Annotated in this window: 15 protein-coding genes and 2 pseudogenes; 12 read left to right on the top strand and 5 right to left on the bottom strand. The window is 60.4% G+C overall.

Translation table 11 applies throughout. The features are described from left to right. The first annotated feature begins 65 nt into the window (after window positions 1–65). From CKW09_RS18230 to CKW09_RS18220, 3 genes and pseudogenes are all read left to right on the top strand, one after another. Window positions 66–605, top strand: coding sequence for an RrF2 family transcriptional regulator (locus tag CKW09_RS18230; protein ID WP_095098688.1), 540 nt, complete (start codon window positions 66–68; stop codon window positions 603–605). A gap of 157 nt (window positions 606–762) precedes the next feature. Then, window positions 763–1,971, top strand: coding sequence for an NAD(P)/FAD-dependent oxidoreductase (locus CKW09_RS18225; RefSeq protein WP_095098685.1), 1,209 nt, complete (start codon window positions 763–765; stop codon window positions 1,969–1,971). A gap of 23 nt (window positions 1,972–1,994) precedes the next feature. Beyond that, a pseudogene (locus CKW09_RS18220) lies at window positions 1,995–2,186 on the top strand (LysE family translocator); the annotation flags it as partial. 57 nt (window positions 2,187–2,243) lie between these two features. Here CKW09_RS18220 and CKW09_RS18215 read toward each other — a convergent pair. After that, a pseudogene (locus CKW09_RS18215) lies at window positions 2,244–2,396 on the bottom strand (GNAT family N-acetyltransferase); the annotation flags it as partial. Window positions 2,397–2,422: 26 nt separating this feature from the next. Continuing rightward, on the bottom strand, window positions 2,423–3,025 hold the full coding sequence (locus CKW09_RS18210) for an XRE family transcriptional regulator (protein WP_061796639.1): 603 nt from the start codon (window positions 3,023–3,025) through the stop codon (window positions 2,423–2,425). A gap of 43 nt (window positions 3,026–3,068) precedes the next feature. Here CKW09_RS18210 and CKW09_RS18205 point away from each other — a divergent pair, with 43 nt between their 5' ends. The 3 genes from CKW09_RS18205 to CKW09_RS18195 all read left to right on the top strand — a co-directional run bounded on the left by CKW09_RS18205 (window position 3,069) and on the right by CKW09_RS18195 (window position 7,321). Continuing rightward, window positions 3,069–3,764 (top strand): B3/B4 domain-containing protein, encoded by a 696-nt coding sequence (locus CKW09_RS18205; RefSeq protein ID WP_095098682.1) that lies wholly within the window; start codon window positions 3,069–3,071, stop codon window positions 3,762–3,764. A 215-nt stretch (window positions 3,765–3,979) separates the two neighbouring features. Further along, a complete protein-coding gene (locus tag CKW09_RS18200) occupies window positions 3,980–5,059 on the top strand; it encodes a YncE family protein (protein ID WP_061796643.1) in 1,080 nt (359 codons plus the stop codon). Between the two features lie 60 nt (window positions 5,060–5,119). Then, window positions 5,120–7,321, top strand: coding sequence for a TonB-dependent receptor (locus CKW09_RS18195; RefSeq protein WP_061796645.1), 2,202 nt, complete (start codon window positions 5,120–5,122; stop codon window positions 7,319–7,321). 254 nt (window positions 7,322–7,575) lie between these two features. On the opposite strand, the gene CKW09_RS18190 is transcribed toward CKW09_RS18195, so the two are convergent. Then, complete coding sequence (locus CKW09_RS18190) at window positions 7,576–9,552, bottom strand: alkyl/aryl-sulfatase (RefSeq protein ID WP_061796647.1); 1,977 nt, start codon at window positions 9,550–9,552, stop codon at window positions 7,576–7,578. 675 nt (window positions 9,553–10,227) lie between these two features. On the opposite strand from CKW09_RS18190, the gene CKW09_RS18185 reads away from it, so the two are divergent. Beyond that, on the top strand, window positions 10,228–11,301 hold the full coding sequence (locus CKW09_RS18185; RefSeq protein ID WP_061796652.1) for an AI-2E family transporter: 1,074 nt from the start codon (window positions 10,228–10,230) through the stop codon (window positions 11,299–11,301). Window positions 11,302–11,347: 46 nt separating this feature from the next. Here CKW09_RS18185 and bcp read toward each other — a convergent pair whose 3' ends face one another. Then, window positions 11,348–11,812 (bottom strand): thioredoxin-dependent thiol peroxidase, encoded by a 465-nt coding sequence (gene bcp, locus CKW09_RS18180; protein ID WP_061796653.1) that lies wholly within the window; start codon window positions 11,810–11,812, stop codon window positions 11,348–11,350. 2 nt (window positions 11,813–11,814) lie between these two features. Beyond that, window positions 11,815–12,420 (bottom strand): glycine cleavage system transcriptional repressor, encoded by a 606-nt coding sequence (locus tag CKW09_RS18175; protein ID WP_197701101.1) that lies wholly within the window; start codon window positions 12,418–12,420, stop codon window positions 11,815–11,817. Window positions 12,421–12,530: 110 nt separating this feature from the next. On the opposite strand from CKW09_RS18175, the gene dapA reads away from it, so the two are divergent. The 5 genes from dapA (at window position 12,531) to CKW09_RS18150 (ending at window position 18,477) form a co-directional block, all read left to right on the top strand. Continuing rightward, window positions 12,531–13,412: a 4-hydroxy-tetrahydrodipicolinate synthase gene (gene dapA, locus CKW09_RS18170; RefSeq protein ID WP_061796655.1), complete on the top strand. Its 882-nt coding sequence runs from the start codon at window positions 12,531–12,533 to the stop codon at window positions 13,410–13,412. A 17-nt stretch (window positions 13,413–13,429) separates the two neighbouring features. Next, the gene (gene bamC, locus CKW09_RS18165; protein ID WP_061796657.1) at window positions 13,430–14,482 is read left to right on the top strand and encodes an outer membrane protein assembly factor BamC; all 1,053 of its coding nucleotides are present in this window, start codon (window positions 13,430–13,432) and stop codon (window positions 14,480–14,482) included. Window positions 14,483–14,671: 189 nt separating this feature from the next. Beyond that, window positions 14,672–15,385, top strand: a complete 714-nt coding sequence (purC, locus tag CKW09_RS18160) for a phosphoribosylaminoimidazolesuccinocarboxamide synthase (protein WP_061796658.1) — start codon at window positions 14,672–14,674, stop codon at window positions 15,383–15,385. Window positions 15,386–15,545: 160 nt separating this feature from the next. Then, entirely contained in the window at window positions 15,546–16,412 is an 867-nt protein-coding gene (gene ypfJ, locus CKW09_RS18155; RefSeq protein ID WP_061796659.1) for a KPN_02809 family neutral zinc metallopeptidase, read from the top strand. Between the two features lie 52 nt (window positions 16,413–16,464). Continuing rightward, window positions 16,465–18,477, top strand: coding sequence for a tRNA(Met) cytidine acetyltransferase TmcA (locus CKW09_RS18150; RefSeq protein ID WP_095098679.1), 2,013 nt, complete (start codon window positions 16,465–16,467; stop codon window positions 18,475–18,477). The last annotated feature ends 62 nt before the right edge of the window (window positions 18,478–18,539 follow it).

Here is an 18,539-nt window from a genome sequence, read left to right as displayed (position 1 = left end):
GACAGCATAAACGGAGACTAATATAGTCTGTGTTATTGAAGACACTCTCACACCGAAGACGGAATATGGCCTTTATCACAACCAGCGTTGAATATGGCATCCACTGTTTGCTCTGGCTGGTCGGCGACAATCAGCGCGCCCTCAGCAGCCGCGAGCTGGCGGAACTGCAGGGAATTTCCCCCAGCTTCCTCGCCAAGATCTTCCCGAAGCTCGAAAAGGCCGGGATCGTCGCGGCCAGCGAAGGGGTGCGCGGCGGCTACCGGCTGGCGCGCCCGGCGGATGAGATCAGCTTCCTCGAAATTATCGACGCCATCGAGGGGCACAAACCGCTGTTCGACTGCCAGGAAGTGCGCGGCCGCTGCGCGGTGTTCGACAATTCGCCGCCGGACTGGGCGCTCTCCGGCAAGTGCGCGATCCACGCGGTGATGCTGCAGGCGGAGAAGGCGATGCGCGACGCCCTGGCGGCGCAAACCCTCGGCGCCGTCGCCACCCGCTTCGGCCGCAAGGCGCCGCCGGGGTTCTTCAGCGAGGTCAACATCTGGATGGATGAACGCATGACGGAGCGCACCACCCGCAGCGGCAAACCGGCGCGCGCCAAGCCTTAACCGCCGCCGCCTTTCCCCATTGATTTTTACCCGCCGGTCCGGAAAAGGCGGGGGTCCTTCTGCACCCGCTTGACCGGGGGCGGAGCGGGATCGTTCGTCCGGAAAATGTCTCGGGCAGCCCCATGGCCCGGTTAATCAGGTATCAAGGAGTTATGCAATGACACAGAAAATAGCGATCGCCGGGTCTGGTTTTGCCGGTTTCTGGGCCGCGGTTTCCGCCATGCGCGCCATCACCCTGGCCGGTAAGGTGGGCGAAATCGACGTGACCATGGTGTCGCCGACGCCGAACGTCACCATCCGACCGCGCCTGTATGAAGCGGTGCTGGACAACATGAGCCCGGATATCTCCGCCCAGCTCGCCGCCGTCGGGGTCGAGCACCTGGCCGGTTTGGTTGAGCATATCGATGCCGAAAACCACACCCTGACGGTGGCGAAGGCGGGCGGCCAAAAGGTCACGCTGGCTTACGATCGCCTGGTGCTGGCGACCGGCAGCCAGCTGTTCGTGCCTGCGGTGCCCGGTTTTGCGGAGTACGGTTTCAACGTCGATACGCTGGAAAACGCGCAGCGGCTGGACGCCCATCTGAAAGCGCTGGCCGATAAGCCGCACAGCGCGGCGCGCAACACCGCCGTGGTGGTTGGCGGCGGCCTGACCGGGCTGGAAAGCGCCGCCGAAATGCCGCAGCGGCTGCGCGACGTTTTTGGCCGCGAGGCCGAGGTGCGCACGGTGATCGTGGATACCGCGCCGGAGGTGGGCGCCGGAATGGGGGCGGAGCCGGCGGCGGTGATCCGGCAGGCGCTGGCGGAATGCGGCGTCGAGACGCGCGCCGGGGTGCGCGTGACCGCCATCGACGCGCAGGGCGTCACGTTATCGAACGGGGAGCGCATCGCCGCCAATACGGTGATATTGGCCGCGGGCATGCGGGCGAATCCGCTGACGGCGCAGATCCCCGGCGAGCGCGACGGCTCCGGGCGCATTATCGGCGACGCCTTCCTGCGCGCGCCGTCGGCGGCGGGCGTGTTCGTCACCGGGGATACGGTGAAGGCGGCGACCGACGATGCGGGCAACCATAACGTCATGTCCTGCCAACATGCGATGAGCCTCGGGCGCGTCGCCGGCCACAACGCCGCGGCGGAGCTGGCCGGGCTGCCGGTGCATCCTTACAGCCAGCCGAAATATGTCACCTGTCTCGATCTCGGTCCCTGGGGGGCGCTTTACACCGAAGGCTGGGATCGTCAGGTGCGGTTCACCCGGCAAGAGGGCAAGAAGATCAAGCGGGAGATCAATACCCAGTGGATTTATCCGCCGGCGGCGGATCGTGACGCGCTGTTCGCCGTCGCCAATCCGGATTTCGTGATCGTGCCTTAAGCGATAAAACGGGAGCGTTTCCGCTCCCGCTGCAGATCCTGGCGTTGGGGATGCTGCATCTGGTCAGCTGCGGGCTGGTTTATTTGCTGGTGGGGTTTGGCTCGCCATCGGTACTGCGGGCGCGCCCGCAGGCCGCGCGGAGGGTCAGCCGCATTTCCGGCGCCGCCATGCTGATCATTGCGATTGGCCTGCTGCTCGAGCAGGCGCTGAAATAAGACGCTATTTCCAGCCGGCTTGCGCCGCAGCCCCGCTCAGCGGCGGTAAATGTCCGGCCGGGCGAAACCGATTTGCCCGTCGCCGTCAAACAGGCCAAAACACAGGCTGTTGGCGATGGAAAGGCGCACGGTATCCCTGTCGATGCCCTCGGCCCAGGAGGAGCGCGTCAGGTAAGCGGCCCGGCGCCAAACCTGCGGAGTCAGTGCCATAATTTCACCTTGTCAGTCATAAAGGATCAGGAATGAAGCTCGGCGACGGTCATGGTGAACACCAGCTTGTCGTCGCCCTCGTTGGCGTAATGGTGCCGACCATCGGTTTTGGCGACGGCCGAGTTGCCTTTGGCGATGAAAAGTTCGGCATTGTCGACCCCCAGGCTAAGCTCGCCTTGCTCGACATGCAGCAGTTCGAAGGTGCCCTGCGGGTGCCCGCTTGATTCATAGCGTTCGCCCGGAAACATCTCCCAACGCCACATCTCGATCATGTTCGGGCCGCTGGTTCCCGCCAATAAACGGGCGGAGCCGCCGGCATCGCCGGTCCACAGCGTCGGCATATCCTGGCTTGCGATCAGATAGGCCGCCGGCGCGCTGGCGACATTGACAATATCGGCGACCGACAGGCCGAGAGCCGCGGCGAGTTTGCACAAAATGGCGATGCTGGGATTGGCGGCGCCTTTCTCGATTTCGACCAGCATGCCTTTGCTGACCCCGGCGCGCCGGGATAGCTCATCGAGGGAGATTTTCTGGCTTTTCCGGTGCTGCTTGATGCGCCGGGACACCGCTTCGCTGACCGTTTGCACGTCCGCGCCGCAGTCGGTCGGTTTATTGACTTTTTTGGTCATTGGTCGTTAATATGAAATAAATTAGTCATTATAGGATTATCCAATGCTTGCCGTTATTCCGTCAATAGATCCCGCCGTTACGGCTTTGGCCCCCGGGTTTCGCGCCCTGAGCATTACGGTTGAGGCCGCGCCGATCCTTAACCCGGAGGTTGCCGCTCAAGCGTTGGCGAGGGCCTGCCGCGCCGTCGCCTCCGATGAGGCGCCCTGGGCTGAAGCGCACCTGGCCGCCTGGTCCGAAACCTTCAAACAGTTCGGCGCCAAACCCAAGCGCACCCCGTGCTCCGCCGAAGCCCTGCGCAAGCGCGTGCTGCGCGATGGCGCGATGCCCAGCATCGATCCGGTTGTCGATCTCTATAACGCCGTCAGCATTCAGTATGCCGTGCCGGTGGGCGGTGAAAATATCTCAGCCTATGTCGGTGAGCCGAGACTGACCGTCGCCAGCGGCGATGAGCTGTTCGATACCGTTAAAGAGGGGGCGCTGGCCCATGAATCTCCAGAGCCGGGGGAAGTCGTCTGGCGAGATGAACAGGGGGTGACCTGCCGCCGCTGGAACTGGCGCCAGGGCGTTCGAACCCGACTGAGTTCGGACGCCAGCCGGATGTGGTTTATTCTTGAAGGCCTGCCGGCGATGCCGCTGGAGGCGCTGCATGCGGCGGGGGACGAGCTGATCGCAGGGCTGCGGCTCATGATGCCGGGCATGGCGTTCGATACGCGACTCATCGGTTTTGACGGCCGCTGATTACGCTTGATTGCGTAAACAATAATGAGTATGGTTCTCATTCTCTTTGTTATTCGCGGGCGCGCGAGGGACGAATCTGCCCGCTATAGAGTGAAAAACCATTCACAGGGAAACAATGAGACGCGCGGCGGGGCCCGTTTCTCGTTATGAGGAAGCCAAAAACAATCCGCAAGGGCCACCGCTAAATACGTTTTATATGGTCAAGGATTTCCCTGATGAAGATGAAAATCTCTGCGCTCGCCTTGGTGATGACGCTGGCGCTGAGCGGCTGTGTGGCCCACCCGGCGTCTACCGCCAGCCCCGCCGCTCAACCTGCGGCGGCGACTCAACCCGGCAATATCGTTAAGCGCGAACTGGCGAACGGCCTGTATGAAATGGCGCTGACGCCGGCGGGCGATGCGCTGTACGTCGCCAGTTCCGAAGGCTTCAAGGACGTGCAGGGCGGGGTGGTGTACAAGCTGGACGCCAAAACGCTGAAAACCATTGGCGCCAGCCATACCGACCTGAAAAACTTCGCCGCGCAGATCTCGCCGGACGGCAAGACCCTGTATGTCAGCAACTCTCTGGACGGCGGCATCAGCGCGATCGATGCCGCCGACGGCAAAGTGAAGGGCCGGTTGTTGTTCAGCGAACGCAATGACAAGGGGCTGCCGTATGGCGCACGCGAGATCCTGCTGCACAAGGATACGCTGTACGTGGGCGCGGTGGCCGATCCGGCGGTGATTTGGGTAGTTGACGCCAACACGCTGCAACTCAAAACGCGCATCAAAAACACCGGCAAATGGATGACCGGCCTGCATTACTCCGAACGGACCCAGCGTCTGTACGCCGCTAACGGCAGCGGCGAGATCCTGGTGATCAACCCGCGCACCAACCGCATCGAAAAACGCTGGAAGCCGCTGGGCGACAAGCCTGCGCTGTTGCTGAACATGGCGGAGGATGACCAAACCGGGCGCCTGTTCGTGACCGATAATTCCAAGGCCAAGACGACGCTGGTGTTGGACATTCGCACCGGCAAGCTGTTGAAACAGCTTGAGGTCGGCGATTCGCTGGCGGTTAAATTCAATCCGCAGCGCAATGAGATTTACATCTCGCAGCGCGAGTCCGGCAAGGTGCTGAGCCTGGACGCCACCCGCTACGTCGTGAAACAGAGCTGGGATCTGCCGCCGAATCCCAACAGCCTGCTGTTGTCCGCCGATGGCCAAACGCTGTTCGTTACCGTCAAGCAGCCGTTTAACCGAGATCACTCCACCCCGGGCCCCGACAGCGTGGTCCGCATCGATTTGAATAAATAAGCCTTACCGGCCCGGCAACGGGCCATTTTTGTTCTATTTATCCTCATAAATGAGTGAATTATGCACAACACCAGTTCAACGAATTTTCCGTTACGCAAAACGGTATTGGCGCTGGCCATCGGCGCGCTGAGCCATGGTTTGCCGGCGATGGCGGCGGAGAGCGGCGGCAAGAAAAACCAGGAGGAAACCCTGGTGGTGCAGGCGGCGAAAGGCAGTGATTTTAACGCCGGCGGCGACGAGTTGGTTCCCGCCTACCTCGACGGGCAGATTGCGCACGGCGGTCGCCTGGGCATGCTGGGCGAACAAAGGGCGATGGACGTGCCGTTTAACGTGATCGGCTACACCGCGAAGCTGGTGCAGGATCAGCAGGCGAAAACCATCGCCGACGTCGTCAGCAATGATGCGGGCGTTCAGGCGGTGCAGGGGTACGGCAACTTCGCCGAAACCTACCGCATTCGCGGTTTCTCGCTGGACGGCGACGACATGACGATGGGCGGTTTGCCGGGCGTGGTGCCGCGTCAGGTGGTGGATACCCAGATGCTGGAGCGCGTGGAGGTGTTCAAGGGCGCCAACGCCTTGCTGAATGGCCTGGCCTCCAGCGGCGTGGGCGGCATGATCAACCTCGAGCCGAAACGAGCCGAAGACACCCCCACCACGCAGCTGGGCCTCGATTACACCTCCGATTCGCAGGTGGGCGGCACGCTGGATCTGGGGCGCCGTTTTGGCGACAACAACCAGTTCGGCGCGCGCGTCAACCTGGTGCACCGCGAAGGGGAAACGACGGTCGACGCCGACAAGCGCCGCACCACGCTGGCTTCGCTGGGGCTGGACTACCGCGGCGATCGCTTCCGTTCCTCGCTGGACTTCGGCTATCAGAAAAAGACCTTCCATGGCGGCACCATGGGGCTCAACATCAGCGGGGTCGATTTTATTCCCGCGGTGCCGGATACCCGCAAAAATTACAGCCAGAAATGGGGCTACAGCGATATCGAAAATGAATTCGGCATGGCGAAGGCGGAATACAGTCTGACCCCACGCTGGAAAATCTACGCCGGCGCAGGGGCGCAGCATGGTCATGAAACCGGGCTCTACAGCGCGCCGAAGCTGATTAACGCCGACGGCGACGCCACGGTCGGCCGCCTGGACACCAATCGCATTATCGACGCGTTCAGCGGCATGGCGGGCATCAGCGGCGAGTTCGCTACCTGGGATGTTTCGCATAAGGTCAACGTCGGCTATTCCGCGCAGATCAAACGCGACAAAACGGCGTGGCGCATGTCGGCCAACAATCCGACCACCAACATCTATGACAACCATGATGTCCCGGTGCCGGATAACGCCTACTTTGGCGGCAATTATTCCGATCCGCTGACCACCGCGCGCACCCGCACCCAGGGCTGGCTGTTCAGCGATACGCTCGGCTTCTTCAATGACCGGCTGCTGTTTACCGCCGCGGCGCGCCACCAGAAAGTGGTGGTGCGCAACTACAGCAACGCCACCGGCCTGGAGGACACCTCGTCCCGCTATACCCAAAGCCGCTGGATGCCGACCTTTGGCCTGGTGTACAAGCCGTGGGAGGCGCTGTCGCTGTATGCCAACCATACCGAAGCGCTGCAGCCCGGCGGGAATGCGCCGCAGGGGGCGGAAAACTATGGCCAGAGCACCGGCATCGCGCGCTCCAAACAAAACGAAGTGGGGGCGAAAGTCGATTTCGGGCGGGTGGGCGGCTCGCTGGCGCTGTTCGAGATCACCCAGCCTTCCGCCATGCTCAACAGCAGCAATTACTATGCGCTGGACGGCGAGCAACGCAACCGCGGCGTCGAGCTGAACCTGTTCGGCGAACCGACGCTCGGCCTGCGCCTCAACGGCAGCGCCACCTGGCTGGATCCCAAACTGACCAAAACCGGCGGCGGAGCCAACGACGGCAATAACGCCATCGGCGTGGCGAAGTTCTACCTGGCGATGGGAGCCGAATATGACATCAAGCCGGTTGACGGCCTGACGGCGACCGCCAGGGTTCGGCACACCGGCTCGCAATACGCCGATGCCGCCAATACCAAAAAGCTCGATAGCTACACCACGCTGGATCTCGGCCTGCGTTACCGCATGCGCGTGAATGCGGATCAAAACGGCATGGTATGGCGGGTTGGCGTGGACAACGTCACCAACGAGAAATATTGGGCCAGCGTCGAGAACAACGGCACCTATATCTTCCAGGGGCAATCGCGCACTCTGAAAGCCTCGGTAACCTACGACTTCTGATGCTCGCCGCAGCCGCGCGCGGCCTTGCTCCGGCGAGGCCGCCGTTCGTTTTCCCGCGGCGTCACTTGAGAAACTGAAGATTCAGGCCGGCAAAAATCTGCCGGCGAGCCTGACCCGGCCGATGATCCGCAATGGCTGTCGTTCTGGAAGTTATAATTCCAGATGGGCGCCAGGCGCCCAATTTACTCCAGTACTTACGGGTTGCGACAGCGGCAAATAAGGCCCCTGCAGCCGTCGGCCGCAGGGGCGGGAGCTTATGGCGTCACCATGTTGAACCAGAACTCGAACGAGTCCATATAGCTCAGAAGCTCGTTGACTTTTTCTCCGTTGCCGGTGATCTTCACGTCGCCTTTATCTTCCGCCTGCTTAAGCGACTCCTCTTTCAAAATGATTTTGTTGAGCGTGTCGCGCGTCAGCGAGATTGTGGCGTCCGCGTTTTGCGCTTCGGCATTCGCCGTGTGGTTCAGCACGCCGTTTTCCAAATCGAGACGGTACTTTCCGCCATCGTCGCCGAAATCAATATTCAGCACGGCTTTGGCATTGGCCGCTTTCTCCCCGTTGATATGCACGGCCAGGTAGTCAAAGAACATCTCTGGCGTCATCGCGCGCACCGTATCCGGGCTGGCCGTATTCGGCGTCGGCAGTTTTTTCACGCCGTTGCGCAGCTCCTGCGCCCCCGTCAGGTAGAAATTACGCCATGGCCCAGATTCCGCCTGGTAGCCCATCTGTTCAAGCGCATCCGCTTCGAGATCACGCGCGGCTTTATTGTCCGGGTCGGCGAATACCACCTTACTGACCACCTGGGCTACCCAACGGAAATTCCCCTTGTCGTAATCCGCCCTGGCTTTTTGCAGAATGCTGTCGGCGCCGCCCATGTACTCTACAAACTTTTTCGCGGCCTCAGCGGGCGGCAGCTCATCCAGCGTGGCCGGATTGCCGTCAAACCAGCCCAGATAGAGCACGTAGGTGGCCTTGACGTCATGGCTGACGGAGCCGTAGTAGCCCCGGTTGGCCCAGGTGTTTGCCAATCCCGGAGGCAGTTTGAAGTTCGCTGCAATTTCATCACGGGTTAAGCCTTGGTTGGCCATGCGCAGGGTTTGGTCGTTGATGTAGCGGTACAGGTCGCGCTGGCTTTTCAGCAGCTTGACGACGTTTTCGTTACCCCAGGTTGGCCAGTGGTGCTGTGCGAGGATAACCTCGGCCTTGTCACCCCAGATAGCGATGGCGTCGTTGATATATTTTGACCAGGGCAGCGGCTCGCGGATTTTCGCGCCGCGCAGGGAATAGGTATTGTGAAGCGTATGAGTGACGTCCTCGGCGGCTTCGATGAGCTTTTTCTCTTCGATGTACCAGAGCATCTCGGACGGTGCCTCGGATCCCGGCGCCATCATAAAGTCATAGGTCAGCCCGTCGATAACGAGCTTCTCCCCGGTCTTGGTGATGTAATCTGTCGGCGCGATCAGCGTGACGGTGCCGGCTGAGGTGGTGGTCCCCAAGCCCGCACCAACCTGACCTTTCGCATTCGCCGGCAGCAGGTTGCCATACATGTAACTCGCCCTGCGGCTCATGACGTTGCCGGCCATGATGTTTTCAGACACGGCATCTTTCATAAAACCGGCCGGGGCATAGATCTTGATTTTTCCGGCCTTAACGTCCGCTTCGTCAATAACGCCCCGCACCCCGCCGTAGTGGTCCACGTGGCTGTGGGTATAGATCACCGCAACCACCGGTTTTTTGCCGCGGTTTTTGTAGTACAGCTCCATCCCGACCTGCGCCGTTTCGGCCGAAACCAGCGGATCAACCACAGTTATGCCTTCCTTCCCCTCGATAATAGTCATGTTGGAGAGATCCAGATTGCGAATTTGGTATACGCCATCAGTGACTTCAAACAGGCCGCTGATGTTGATCAGCTGTGACTGACGCCAGAGGCTGGGGTTGACCGTATCGGGCGCTTTTTCGCCCTCTTTGATGAAGGCGTATTTTTTGGGATCCCAGACAACGTTGCCCGATTCTCCTTTGATTACGGCATCGGGAAGGGGGGCAATAAACCCCTTGTGCGCGTCGGTAAAGTCGGTCTTGCTGGAAAAGGGGAGAATATTGTAGAGCGCATCGTTCGCCTGCTTGGTCGCCGCGGTTGCGTCTTTTGTGATTTCCTCCGCTGACGCGGGTATCGACAGAAAAGTAAGCAAGCCGGCAAGGGCGAGACAGTGCGCAACAGGTTTGAGTTTCATGTTTGTCCTCGCAGTTGATTAAGTCATTTTCGGATTTGTAAAATAACTGTCGGTGCAAGATAAAACGGATGCTGCAGGCCCGGATAACCGGGAGTTTTCATGGTGAGCGAATGATGTTTTTTATTTACATTTAGTTACTAACGTTAGTCTACAGAGATTTTTTATCAAGCTGAGGTAAAGAAAAAATCAATATTTATGTTGGGGTAGTATAGGTGTATTTTATTGGTTTCTTTATTGTGAGTTATGTAGTTTATTGTTATTCAATTGGTTTTTTGTTTTCACTGACTATTTTATGGAAATATTTATTAATGTGGGTGGTTAATGGGTAAAGGAGGGGAGTTCAACGGATTGAATTCTGTCGTATTTTTAAATTGATTTAGGAATATTATTATTGGCCTTTTTATTTAATATTTGACCATTGAGCCCTTGAGCGATGCGAGAGCCAGCTTCATTCGGTGTAGCCAACCGGGACAACACATACCCTGCGTTTGCCACCCGCTCCCGTATGATAATGGGCATGTAATGCCACTGCTGACGACTGGCCGACCACGCCGGTGTTGATGTAAGGTGGAGGTGTTTTAAGCGCTTTGATTTTCGGTGATCCGTTCACCCCATAAAAATACCAACCCCAGGAACCGCAATGCCCGCCAGTCAAACCTCTAGGAGCACTCTCTGATGCTGGAGATGTTATTACAGTGGTACCGCCGCCGCTTCACCGATCCGCAGGCCATCGCGCTGCTGGTGATCCTGCTCGCCGGTTTCCTCATTCTTTATTTTTTGCACGGCATTCTGACCCCGCTGCTGGTGGCCATCGTGCTGGCGTATCTGCTGGAGTGGCCGACCGCGCGCCTGCAGCGCATCGGCTGTTCGCGCAATTGGGCGGCGAGCATGGTGATGATCATGTTCGCCGGCATCGCGATGCTGCTGGTGTTCGTGGTGGCGCCCACCGCCTGGCAGCAGGGCATCAACCTGATGACCGATCTGCCGGGGATGCTCAATCAGTTCTATAACTTCGCCGCGACGCTGCCGAAGCGCTACCCGGCGCTGGTGGACGCCGGCATCATCGACATGATGGCGGAGAACCTGCGCGGCAGGCTGTCCGGCATGGGCGAGTCGGTGGTGAAGTTCTCGCTGGCTTCGCTGGTCGGGCTGCTGACGTTGGCTATCTACCTGATCCTGGTGCCGATGATGATGTTCTTCCTGCTGAAGGACAAAGAGCAGATGCTCAACGCGGTGCGCCGGGTGCTGCCGCGCAACCGCGGGCTGGCGGGGCAGGTGTGGCAGGAAATGAACCAGCAGATCACCAACTATATCCGCGGCAAGGTGCTGGAGATGGTGATCGTCGGGGTGGCGACCTATCTGGTGTTCGTGGTGCTGGATATGCGCTATTCGCTGCTGTTGGCGGTGCTGGTCGGTTTCTCGGTGCTCATCCCCTACATCGGCGCGGTGCTGGTCACCATTCCGGTAGTGGTGGTGGCGATGTTCCAGTGGGGCGTCGGCGCCGATTTTTGGACGCTGATCGTCGCTTATCTGGTGGTGCAGGGGCTGGACGGCAACCTGCTGGTGCCGATCCTGTTCTCGGAGGCGGTCAACCTGCATCCGCTGGTGATCATTTTGTCGGTGATTATTTTCGGCGGGCTGTGGGGCTTCTGGGGCGTATTCTTCGCCATTCCGCTGGCGACGCTGGTGAAGGCGGTGATCCACGCCTGGCCGGATGAACTGCGGGTGGAAGTGGAAGACAACGCCTGACGGACGGAATAACGAAGCGCAGCGGGGCCGCTGCGCTTCGTGAAGATTACTGCTGCAGGTAGCTCAGAACGATGTCGTGATGATTGGTGGTCTTGAAATCATCGAACACTTTCTCAACCTGGCCTTTGCCGTCGATCAGGAAGCTGATGCGGTGAATGCCGTCGTAGGTTTTGCCCATAAAGGTTTTTTCACCCCACACGCCAAACTGCTGCGCCACCTGATGATCTTCGTCAGACAGCAGCGTGAAGTTGAGTAACTCTTTCTCGGCAAAACGCGACAGTTTTTCCGGCTTGTCGGTGCTGATCCCCAGCACTTCGACACCGGCCTTTTTCAATTCGTCCATGTTATCCCGCAGGCCGCAGGCCTGCACGGTGCAGCCCGGCGTCATCGCCTTGGGGTAAAAATATACCAACACTCGCTGTCCCTGGAAGTCGGCCAAATTAATTTCCTCACCGTCCTGGTCAGGCAAACTAAATTTCGGCGCTGTGTCACCGGCTTTCAATGGGCTCATCACTACTCTCCATCTTTCTCGTCATGCTGTGGATAGTTCACCACGCTAATACTGCCTTGCGCGTTCAATTCTGTACATAGGCGATGAAAGGCTTGCTCAATATTTGAGGCATCCCGGTCGCCGGAGCTGTGCGCGGTGATCTGGATATACAGCTGCGGCGGCAGGTCGCCGTCCGCCGGCTGGGTGCGCGACACCAGCTCGGCGATGTTCATCTGGCTGGAGTCGAACAGGTCGGTGAAGCGTTCGATGATATGCGGTGAGTCTTTCACCTCGACCTGCACCCACACGGTGGCGGGCATGGGCGGTCGCTCATGCGCGTTGGTGCGCTTCATCACAATCAGCAGCTCCAGCTCGGCGCCCTTTTGCGGCAGGGTGGATTCGATCAGCGTGATGGCGTTCCAACTGCCGGACAGCAGCATGATGAAGGTGAACTCCTCTCCCAGCATGGCCAGACGGCTATCTTCGATATTGCATCCGCAACTGCTGACGTGGCGGGTGATGGTATTGACGATCCCGGTGCGGTCGGCGCCGAGCGCGGTAATCACGAGATAGTGTTCATCTGGCTTAGGCAAAATGGCGCTTCCTGTCGTGCTCAATGGGGTTACCATGGTAAACATAAAAAAAACCGCCTGCCAAGCGCTTACAACGCCGTTGTTCGCTTGCTTTTGGATAGGCAGCAAAAGTACCATGAGTGACTTGTTTGTGGAGGGGACGGCCAATGTTTACGGGAAGTATTGTTGCACTGGTTACGCCGATGGACGACAAAGGTGCTGTCGATCGCGCGAGCCTAAAAAAACTGATTGATTATCATGTAGCCAGTGGAACCGCGGCTATCGTTTCCGTAGGGACTACCGGCGAGTCCGCAACGCTTGCCCATGACGAGCACGTCGACGTGGTATTGCAGACGCTGGAGCTGGCCGACGGCCGCATTCCGGTGATCGCCGGTACCGGCGCCAACGCCACCGCTGAAGCCATTTCGCTCACCAGCCGCTTTGCCGATACCGGCGTAGTGGGTTGCCTGACGGTAACGCCGTACTACAATAAGCCGACCCAGGAAGGGCTGTATCAGCACTTCAAGGCGATCGCCGAAAGCACCGAACTGCCGCAGATCCTGTATAACGTGCCTTCGCGCACCGGCTGCGACATGCTGCCGCCGACCATCGCGCGGCTGGCGAAAATCAAGAATATTGTTGCCGTTAAGGAAGCGACGGGGAACTTAAGTCGCGTAAGTCAGATCCAAGTGCTGGTTGACGATGAAGACTTCATCCTGCTGAGCGGCGACGACGCCAGCGGTCTGGACTTCATGCAACTGGGCGGCAAAGGGGTTATTTCCGTTACGGCCAACGTGGCCGCGCGTGAAATGGCGCAGCTTTGCGCGCTGGCGGCGCAGGGCAACTTCGCCGAGGCACGCCGCTTAAATCAGCGCTTGATGCCGTTGCATCAGGATTTATTTGTAGAAGCAAACCCAATTCCGGTGAAGTGGGCCTGTAAGGCATTGGGATTGATGGCAACCGATACGCTGCGTCTGCCGATGACGCCGTTGACCGACGCTGCGCGTCCGGTCGTGGAACGCGCACTGAAAAGTGTCGGTTTGCTGTAACTCTTAAGGGAAATTTGATGGCTTATTCATTGCAAAAGTCGAGAGTAGCGAAAATCGTTGGCGTCTCGTTGGTTATGATGCTGGCGGCCTGTAGCAGCGATCAGCGCTACAAGCGCCAGGTCAGCGGCGACGAGGCCTATCTCGACGCCTCGCCGCTCAAGGCGCTGAACGCGCCTGCTGGCATGATCCTGCCGGTGCAGAGCGGCAACTATGACGTGCCGGCCACCCAGCTGAAAGGCGGCGTCGGCAAGCAGTTGGACATTCGTCCGCCGGTGCAGCCGCTGGCGCTGCTGAGCGGTTCACGCGCGCAGTACAACGGCGACAGCGGCACGCTGCTGCTGGAAAACAGCCCGCAAAACCAGAACCTGTGGTCGCGCGTGGTCAGCCTGCTGCAGGCGAAGAACATCGCCATCGCTTCACGTCAGGACGCCGGTCAGACCCTGACCACCGACTGGGTGAAATGGAACCGTCTGGACGAAGACAACCAGTACGAAGGCCGCTATCAGATCAGCGTGCAACAGCAGGGTTACCAGCAGGCGCTGGTGGTGAAAAGCGTCGGCCTGCAGCAGCAGGGCAAAACCGACCCGGTTACCGACCCTTCTGAAATTCAGCGTTACAACGGCATGATGATGAACACCCTGGTCGAAGGCCTGGATAAACAAGACAACCTGGCGAGCAGCGAATCGGCGAGCCGTTTCGGCGCGCTCGACGTGCAGAGCGGCGCCGATGATACCGGCCTGCCGATGCTGGTGGTGCGCGGCCCTTACACCGTGGTGTGGGATCGCCTGCCGCCGGCGCTGGAGAAACTGGGGATGAAAGTGGGTGACCGCAGCCGTCCGCAGGGCACCGTCGCCGTGACCTACAAAGCGCCGAGCAGCAGCGATTGGGACGCCCTGGGCGTCAAGGATCCTGAGCTGACCGAAGGGGATTACAAGCTGCAGGTCGGTGACCTGAACAACCGCACCAGCCTGCAATTTATCGATCCCAAGGGCAAGCCGTTGACCCAGTCGCAAAACGACGCGCTGGTGGCGGCATTCCAGTCCGCGTTCAGTAAAACCAGCGTTAAATAACTAAAAAGGGGCCCCGGCCCCTTTTTGTTTGCTCAGCACGGTATCGTTTGCGTCGCAGGTTTGGCACAATATACCCAGGTGTGTTGTTAAATAATTCGTTGTATCAATTTTATACCCCCCCGATTTCAAGCGGCAGCCAACGACGCTGTCGTTCGAAAGCTGAAGGGTATCCTTATTGGAGTATGTAAGATGCAAAAGTTAGCTGAGTTGTATCGCGGAAAGGCGAAAACCGTCTACACCACCGAAAATCCCGATCTGCTGGTGTTGGAATTCCGCAACGATACGTCAGCACTGGATGGTCAGCGCATTGAGCAGTTCGACCGCAAAGGCATGGTGAACAACAAGTTCAACCATTTCATCATGAGCAAACTGGAAGAAGCCGGCATCCCGACCCAAATGGAGCGTCTGCTGTCCGACAACGAAGTGCTGGTGAAGAAGCTCGACATGGTGCCGGTCGAATGCGTGATCCGCAACCGCGCCGCCGGTTCGCTGGTGAAGCGTCTGGGCATCGAAGAAGGCCTGGTGCTGAACCCGCCGCTGTTTGATCTGTTTCTGAAGAACGACGCCATGCACGATCCCATGGTTAACGAATCCTACTGCGAAACCTTCGGCTGGGTGGGCAAAGCGCATCTGGCGCGCATGCGCGAGCTGAGCTACCGCGCCAACGACGTGCTGAGCAAGCTGTTCGACGACGCGGGCCTGATCCTGGTCGACTTCAAGCTGGAATTCGGCCTGTTCAACGGCGAAGTGGTGCTGGGCGATGAGTTTTCGCCGGACGGCAGCCGCCTGTGGGACAAAAACACCCTGGACAAGATGGACAAAGACCGTTTCCGCCAGAGCCTGGGCGGCCTGATCGAAGCCTATGAAGAAGTGGCGCGCCGCATCGGCGTGAAGCTGGACTAAGCGTTTTTTGCCATACGGGGCCGTCCGGCCGGATCGCCCCGTCATTGTTTCCCCCGCATTTCCAGAAAAATTCTACATTTCCTCCGCCTCTGACCCTTTATAATGGTAATCAGTGGGCGAATTTCCTACGATTACCAAAAACCTAATCTGGAGTTTACTTATGCGTTGGCAAGGGCGTCGGGAAAGTGACAATGTTGAGGATCGTCGCGGGCAGTCTTCAGGTCTGGGGGGCGGCGGCGGCTTTCGGCCGCCGATCGGCGGCAAGGGCGGGATAGTCATTCTGGTGGTGGTGCTGGTGGCCGGTTATTACGGCATCGATCTGTCGCCGCTGCTGAACGGCGGTGACGTGACGACCCAAAGCCAGCAGCAGAGCGCCACTATCAGTCCGAAGGACGACGAGCTGGCCAAATTCACCTCGGTGGTGCTGGCGTCGACCGAAGATAACTGGAAGGAAGTGTTCCAGCGCATGGGCAAAACTTATCAGCCGCCCAAGCTGGTGATGTACCGCGGCGTAACGCGCACCAGCTGCGGCACCGGCCAGGCGGCGATGGGGCCGTTCTACTGCCCGGGAGACAAAACGGTCTATATCGACCTGTCGTTCTATCAGGACATGAAAACCAAACTGGGCGCGGGCGGCGATTTTGCCCAGGCCTATGTGGTGGCGCACGAGGTCGGCCATCACGTGCAGAACCTGCTGGGCATCGAACCTAAGGTGCGCCAGATGCAGCAGGGCGCCAGCCAGGCGGAAGTTAACCGCCTGTCGGTGAAGATGGAGCTGCAGGCGGACTGCTTCGCCGGCGTGTGGGGCAAATACGCCGAGAAGCAGCAGATGCTGGAAGAAGGGGATTTGCAGGCGGCGCTGAACGCCGCGCAGGCGATCGGCGATGACCGGTTGCAGCAGCAGGGCCAGGGCCGGGTGGTGCCGGACAGCTTTACCCACGGCACCTCGCAACAGCGCTATACCTGGTTCAAGCAGGGCTTCGACAGCGGCGACCCTAATACCTGCAACACCTTCGCATCCCGTTAATACACCCCATGCCGGAGCCTGACTCCGGCATTTTTTTCAGGTCTGGATTCTGATGTTACAGGCAATGCAACAACGTATGCGGCAGCAGGGCATCAGGCGTTTACTGGTGCTCAGCGGCGAAGCGGAATGGTGCCGACAGCAGGCGCGGCAACTGGCCGCGACGCTGCCGGGCGATTGGCCGTGGGTCGGCGACGCTCCGCCGCCCGAGGTGCCGGCGCTGGCGAGCGGCGCGGTGCGCCAGCTGTTGGGGCAGGAGCGGCTGCATGCGGTGTTTGACGCCACCCAGGGGCTGGATGTCGAGGCGCTGGCGGCGCTGTCGGGCGCGCTGCGCGCCGGCAGCTGGCTGCTGCTGCTGACCCCGCCCTGGCGACGGTGGCACCAGTTGCCGGACGCCGACAGCCTGCGCTGGAGCGATTGCCCGCAGCCGATCACCACCCCGCATTTTATTCAGCACCTGCAGCGCCACCTGGCCGCCGACGGCGAAGTGACGCTCTGGCGCCAGGATGAGGCCCTGTCGCTGGCGCCGCTGCCCGAGCGGGCGCGCTGGCGGCCGCCTTCCGGTTTGCCTACCGTCGAACAGCAGGCGATATTGACGCAGTTGCTGAAGGCCGAGTCCGGCATCTGGGTGTTGACCGCCGCGCGCGGCCGCGGCAAGTCGACGCTGGCGGGCATGCTGGTGGCGAATTCGCCGCTGACCTGTTGGATCACCGGGCCGAGCCGGGCCGCGACCGACGTCGCCGCCGAGTGGGCGCAGGGCCGCGCGCAGTTTTGGGCGCCCGATGCGCTGTTGGCGCATTGCCGCGAGCACCGCGTCAGCCGGGCGGGCTGGCTGCTGGTGGATGAAGCGGCCGCCATTCCCGGCCCGCTGTTGCAGCAGTTGGTCAGCCATTTCCCGCGGGTGCTGTTAACCACCACGGTTCAGGGCTACGAGGGCACCGGACGTGGATTTTTACTGAAGTTTTGCGCCGGCCTGCCGGCGTTTCACCCGCTGAGCCTGCAACAGCCGATGCGCTGGGCGCAGGGCGACGCGCTGGAACGGGTGATAGACCATGCGTTGTTGTTCAATGAGCTGCCGGAATGGCGGCCGGCCGGGCAAGCGGTGAGCTTCTGCCAGGCGGAACAGCGTGAACTGTGCGCGGAGCCGCAGCGGCTGGCGCGTTTTTATGCCCTGTTGAGCAGCGCGCACTACCGCACCTCGCCGCTGGATCTGCGCCGCTTGATGGATGCGCCCGGCATGCATTTTGCGCTGGCGCAGGCGGAGCGGGAGGTGGTCGGCGCGCTGTGGCTGGCGGACGAGGGCGGCCTGAGCGCCGAACTGGCGCACGAGGTTTGGGCCGGACGGCGGCGGCCGCGCGGCAATCTGGTGGCGCAGTCGCTGGCGGCGCATGGCGGCCAGTGGTGGGCGCCGACGCTGCGTTCACGGCGCATTACGCGCATTGCGGTGTTGCCTGCGCTGCGGCGGCAGGGCATCGCCCGCCGTATGATAGAGGAGCAGCGCCGTCGGGTGCAGGGGCTGGACTTTCTCTCGGTCAGCTTCGGCTATACCGAACCGCTGTGGCGCTTCTGGCAATCCTGCGGCTTTGAGCTGGCGCGCATTGGCAGCAAGCCGGAGGCCAGCAGCGGCTGCTACACCGCGATGGCCATTCTGCCGCTGAGCGAGCAGGGCGAGGCGCTGCGGCATGCGGCGCACAAGCGTTTGGCGCGCGACTGGCGCTGGCTGCAGCAGCGCATCGATCTGCAGCCGGAAATTCCCGGCGACGACGGCGACCCGCAGCTGGGGGAGGACGACTGGCGCGAACTGGCCGGTTTCGCCTTCGCCCATCGCCCGCTGGAAGCCAGCCTGGGTGCGCTGCAACGCCTGCTGATGGCCAGCGAGCTGCCGTTGCCGGCGCTGCGCCGGCATTTGCAGCGGCAATGGGCGCCGGCGGCGTGCGCCGCGCAGTTCGGCGTCAGCGGCCAGAAAGCGCTGTTGCGCCTTTGGCGACACGAGGCGGCGCAGGCGCTGGAGCAGCTTGACGCGCAGCACTGCCGCTATTGGCGCGGTTGGTCGCAATCGTTGCAATAAATTGAAGAAGTCGCTCAATAAAACCCGATTTTCCTGCGATCTCAACGGCGTATAGTGAAGGG

The organism is Serratia ficaria (assembly GCF_900187015.1).
GTDB lineage: Bacteria > Pseudomonadota > Gammaproteobacteria > Enterobacterales > Enterobacteriaceae > Serratia > Serratia ficaria.
This window is presented reverse-complemented; position numbering and strand designations above follow the sequence as displayed.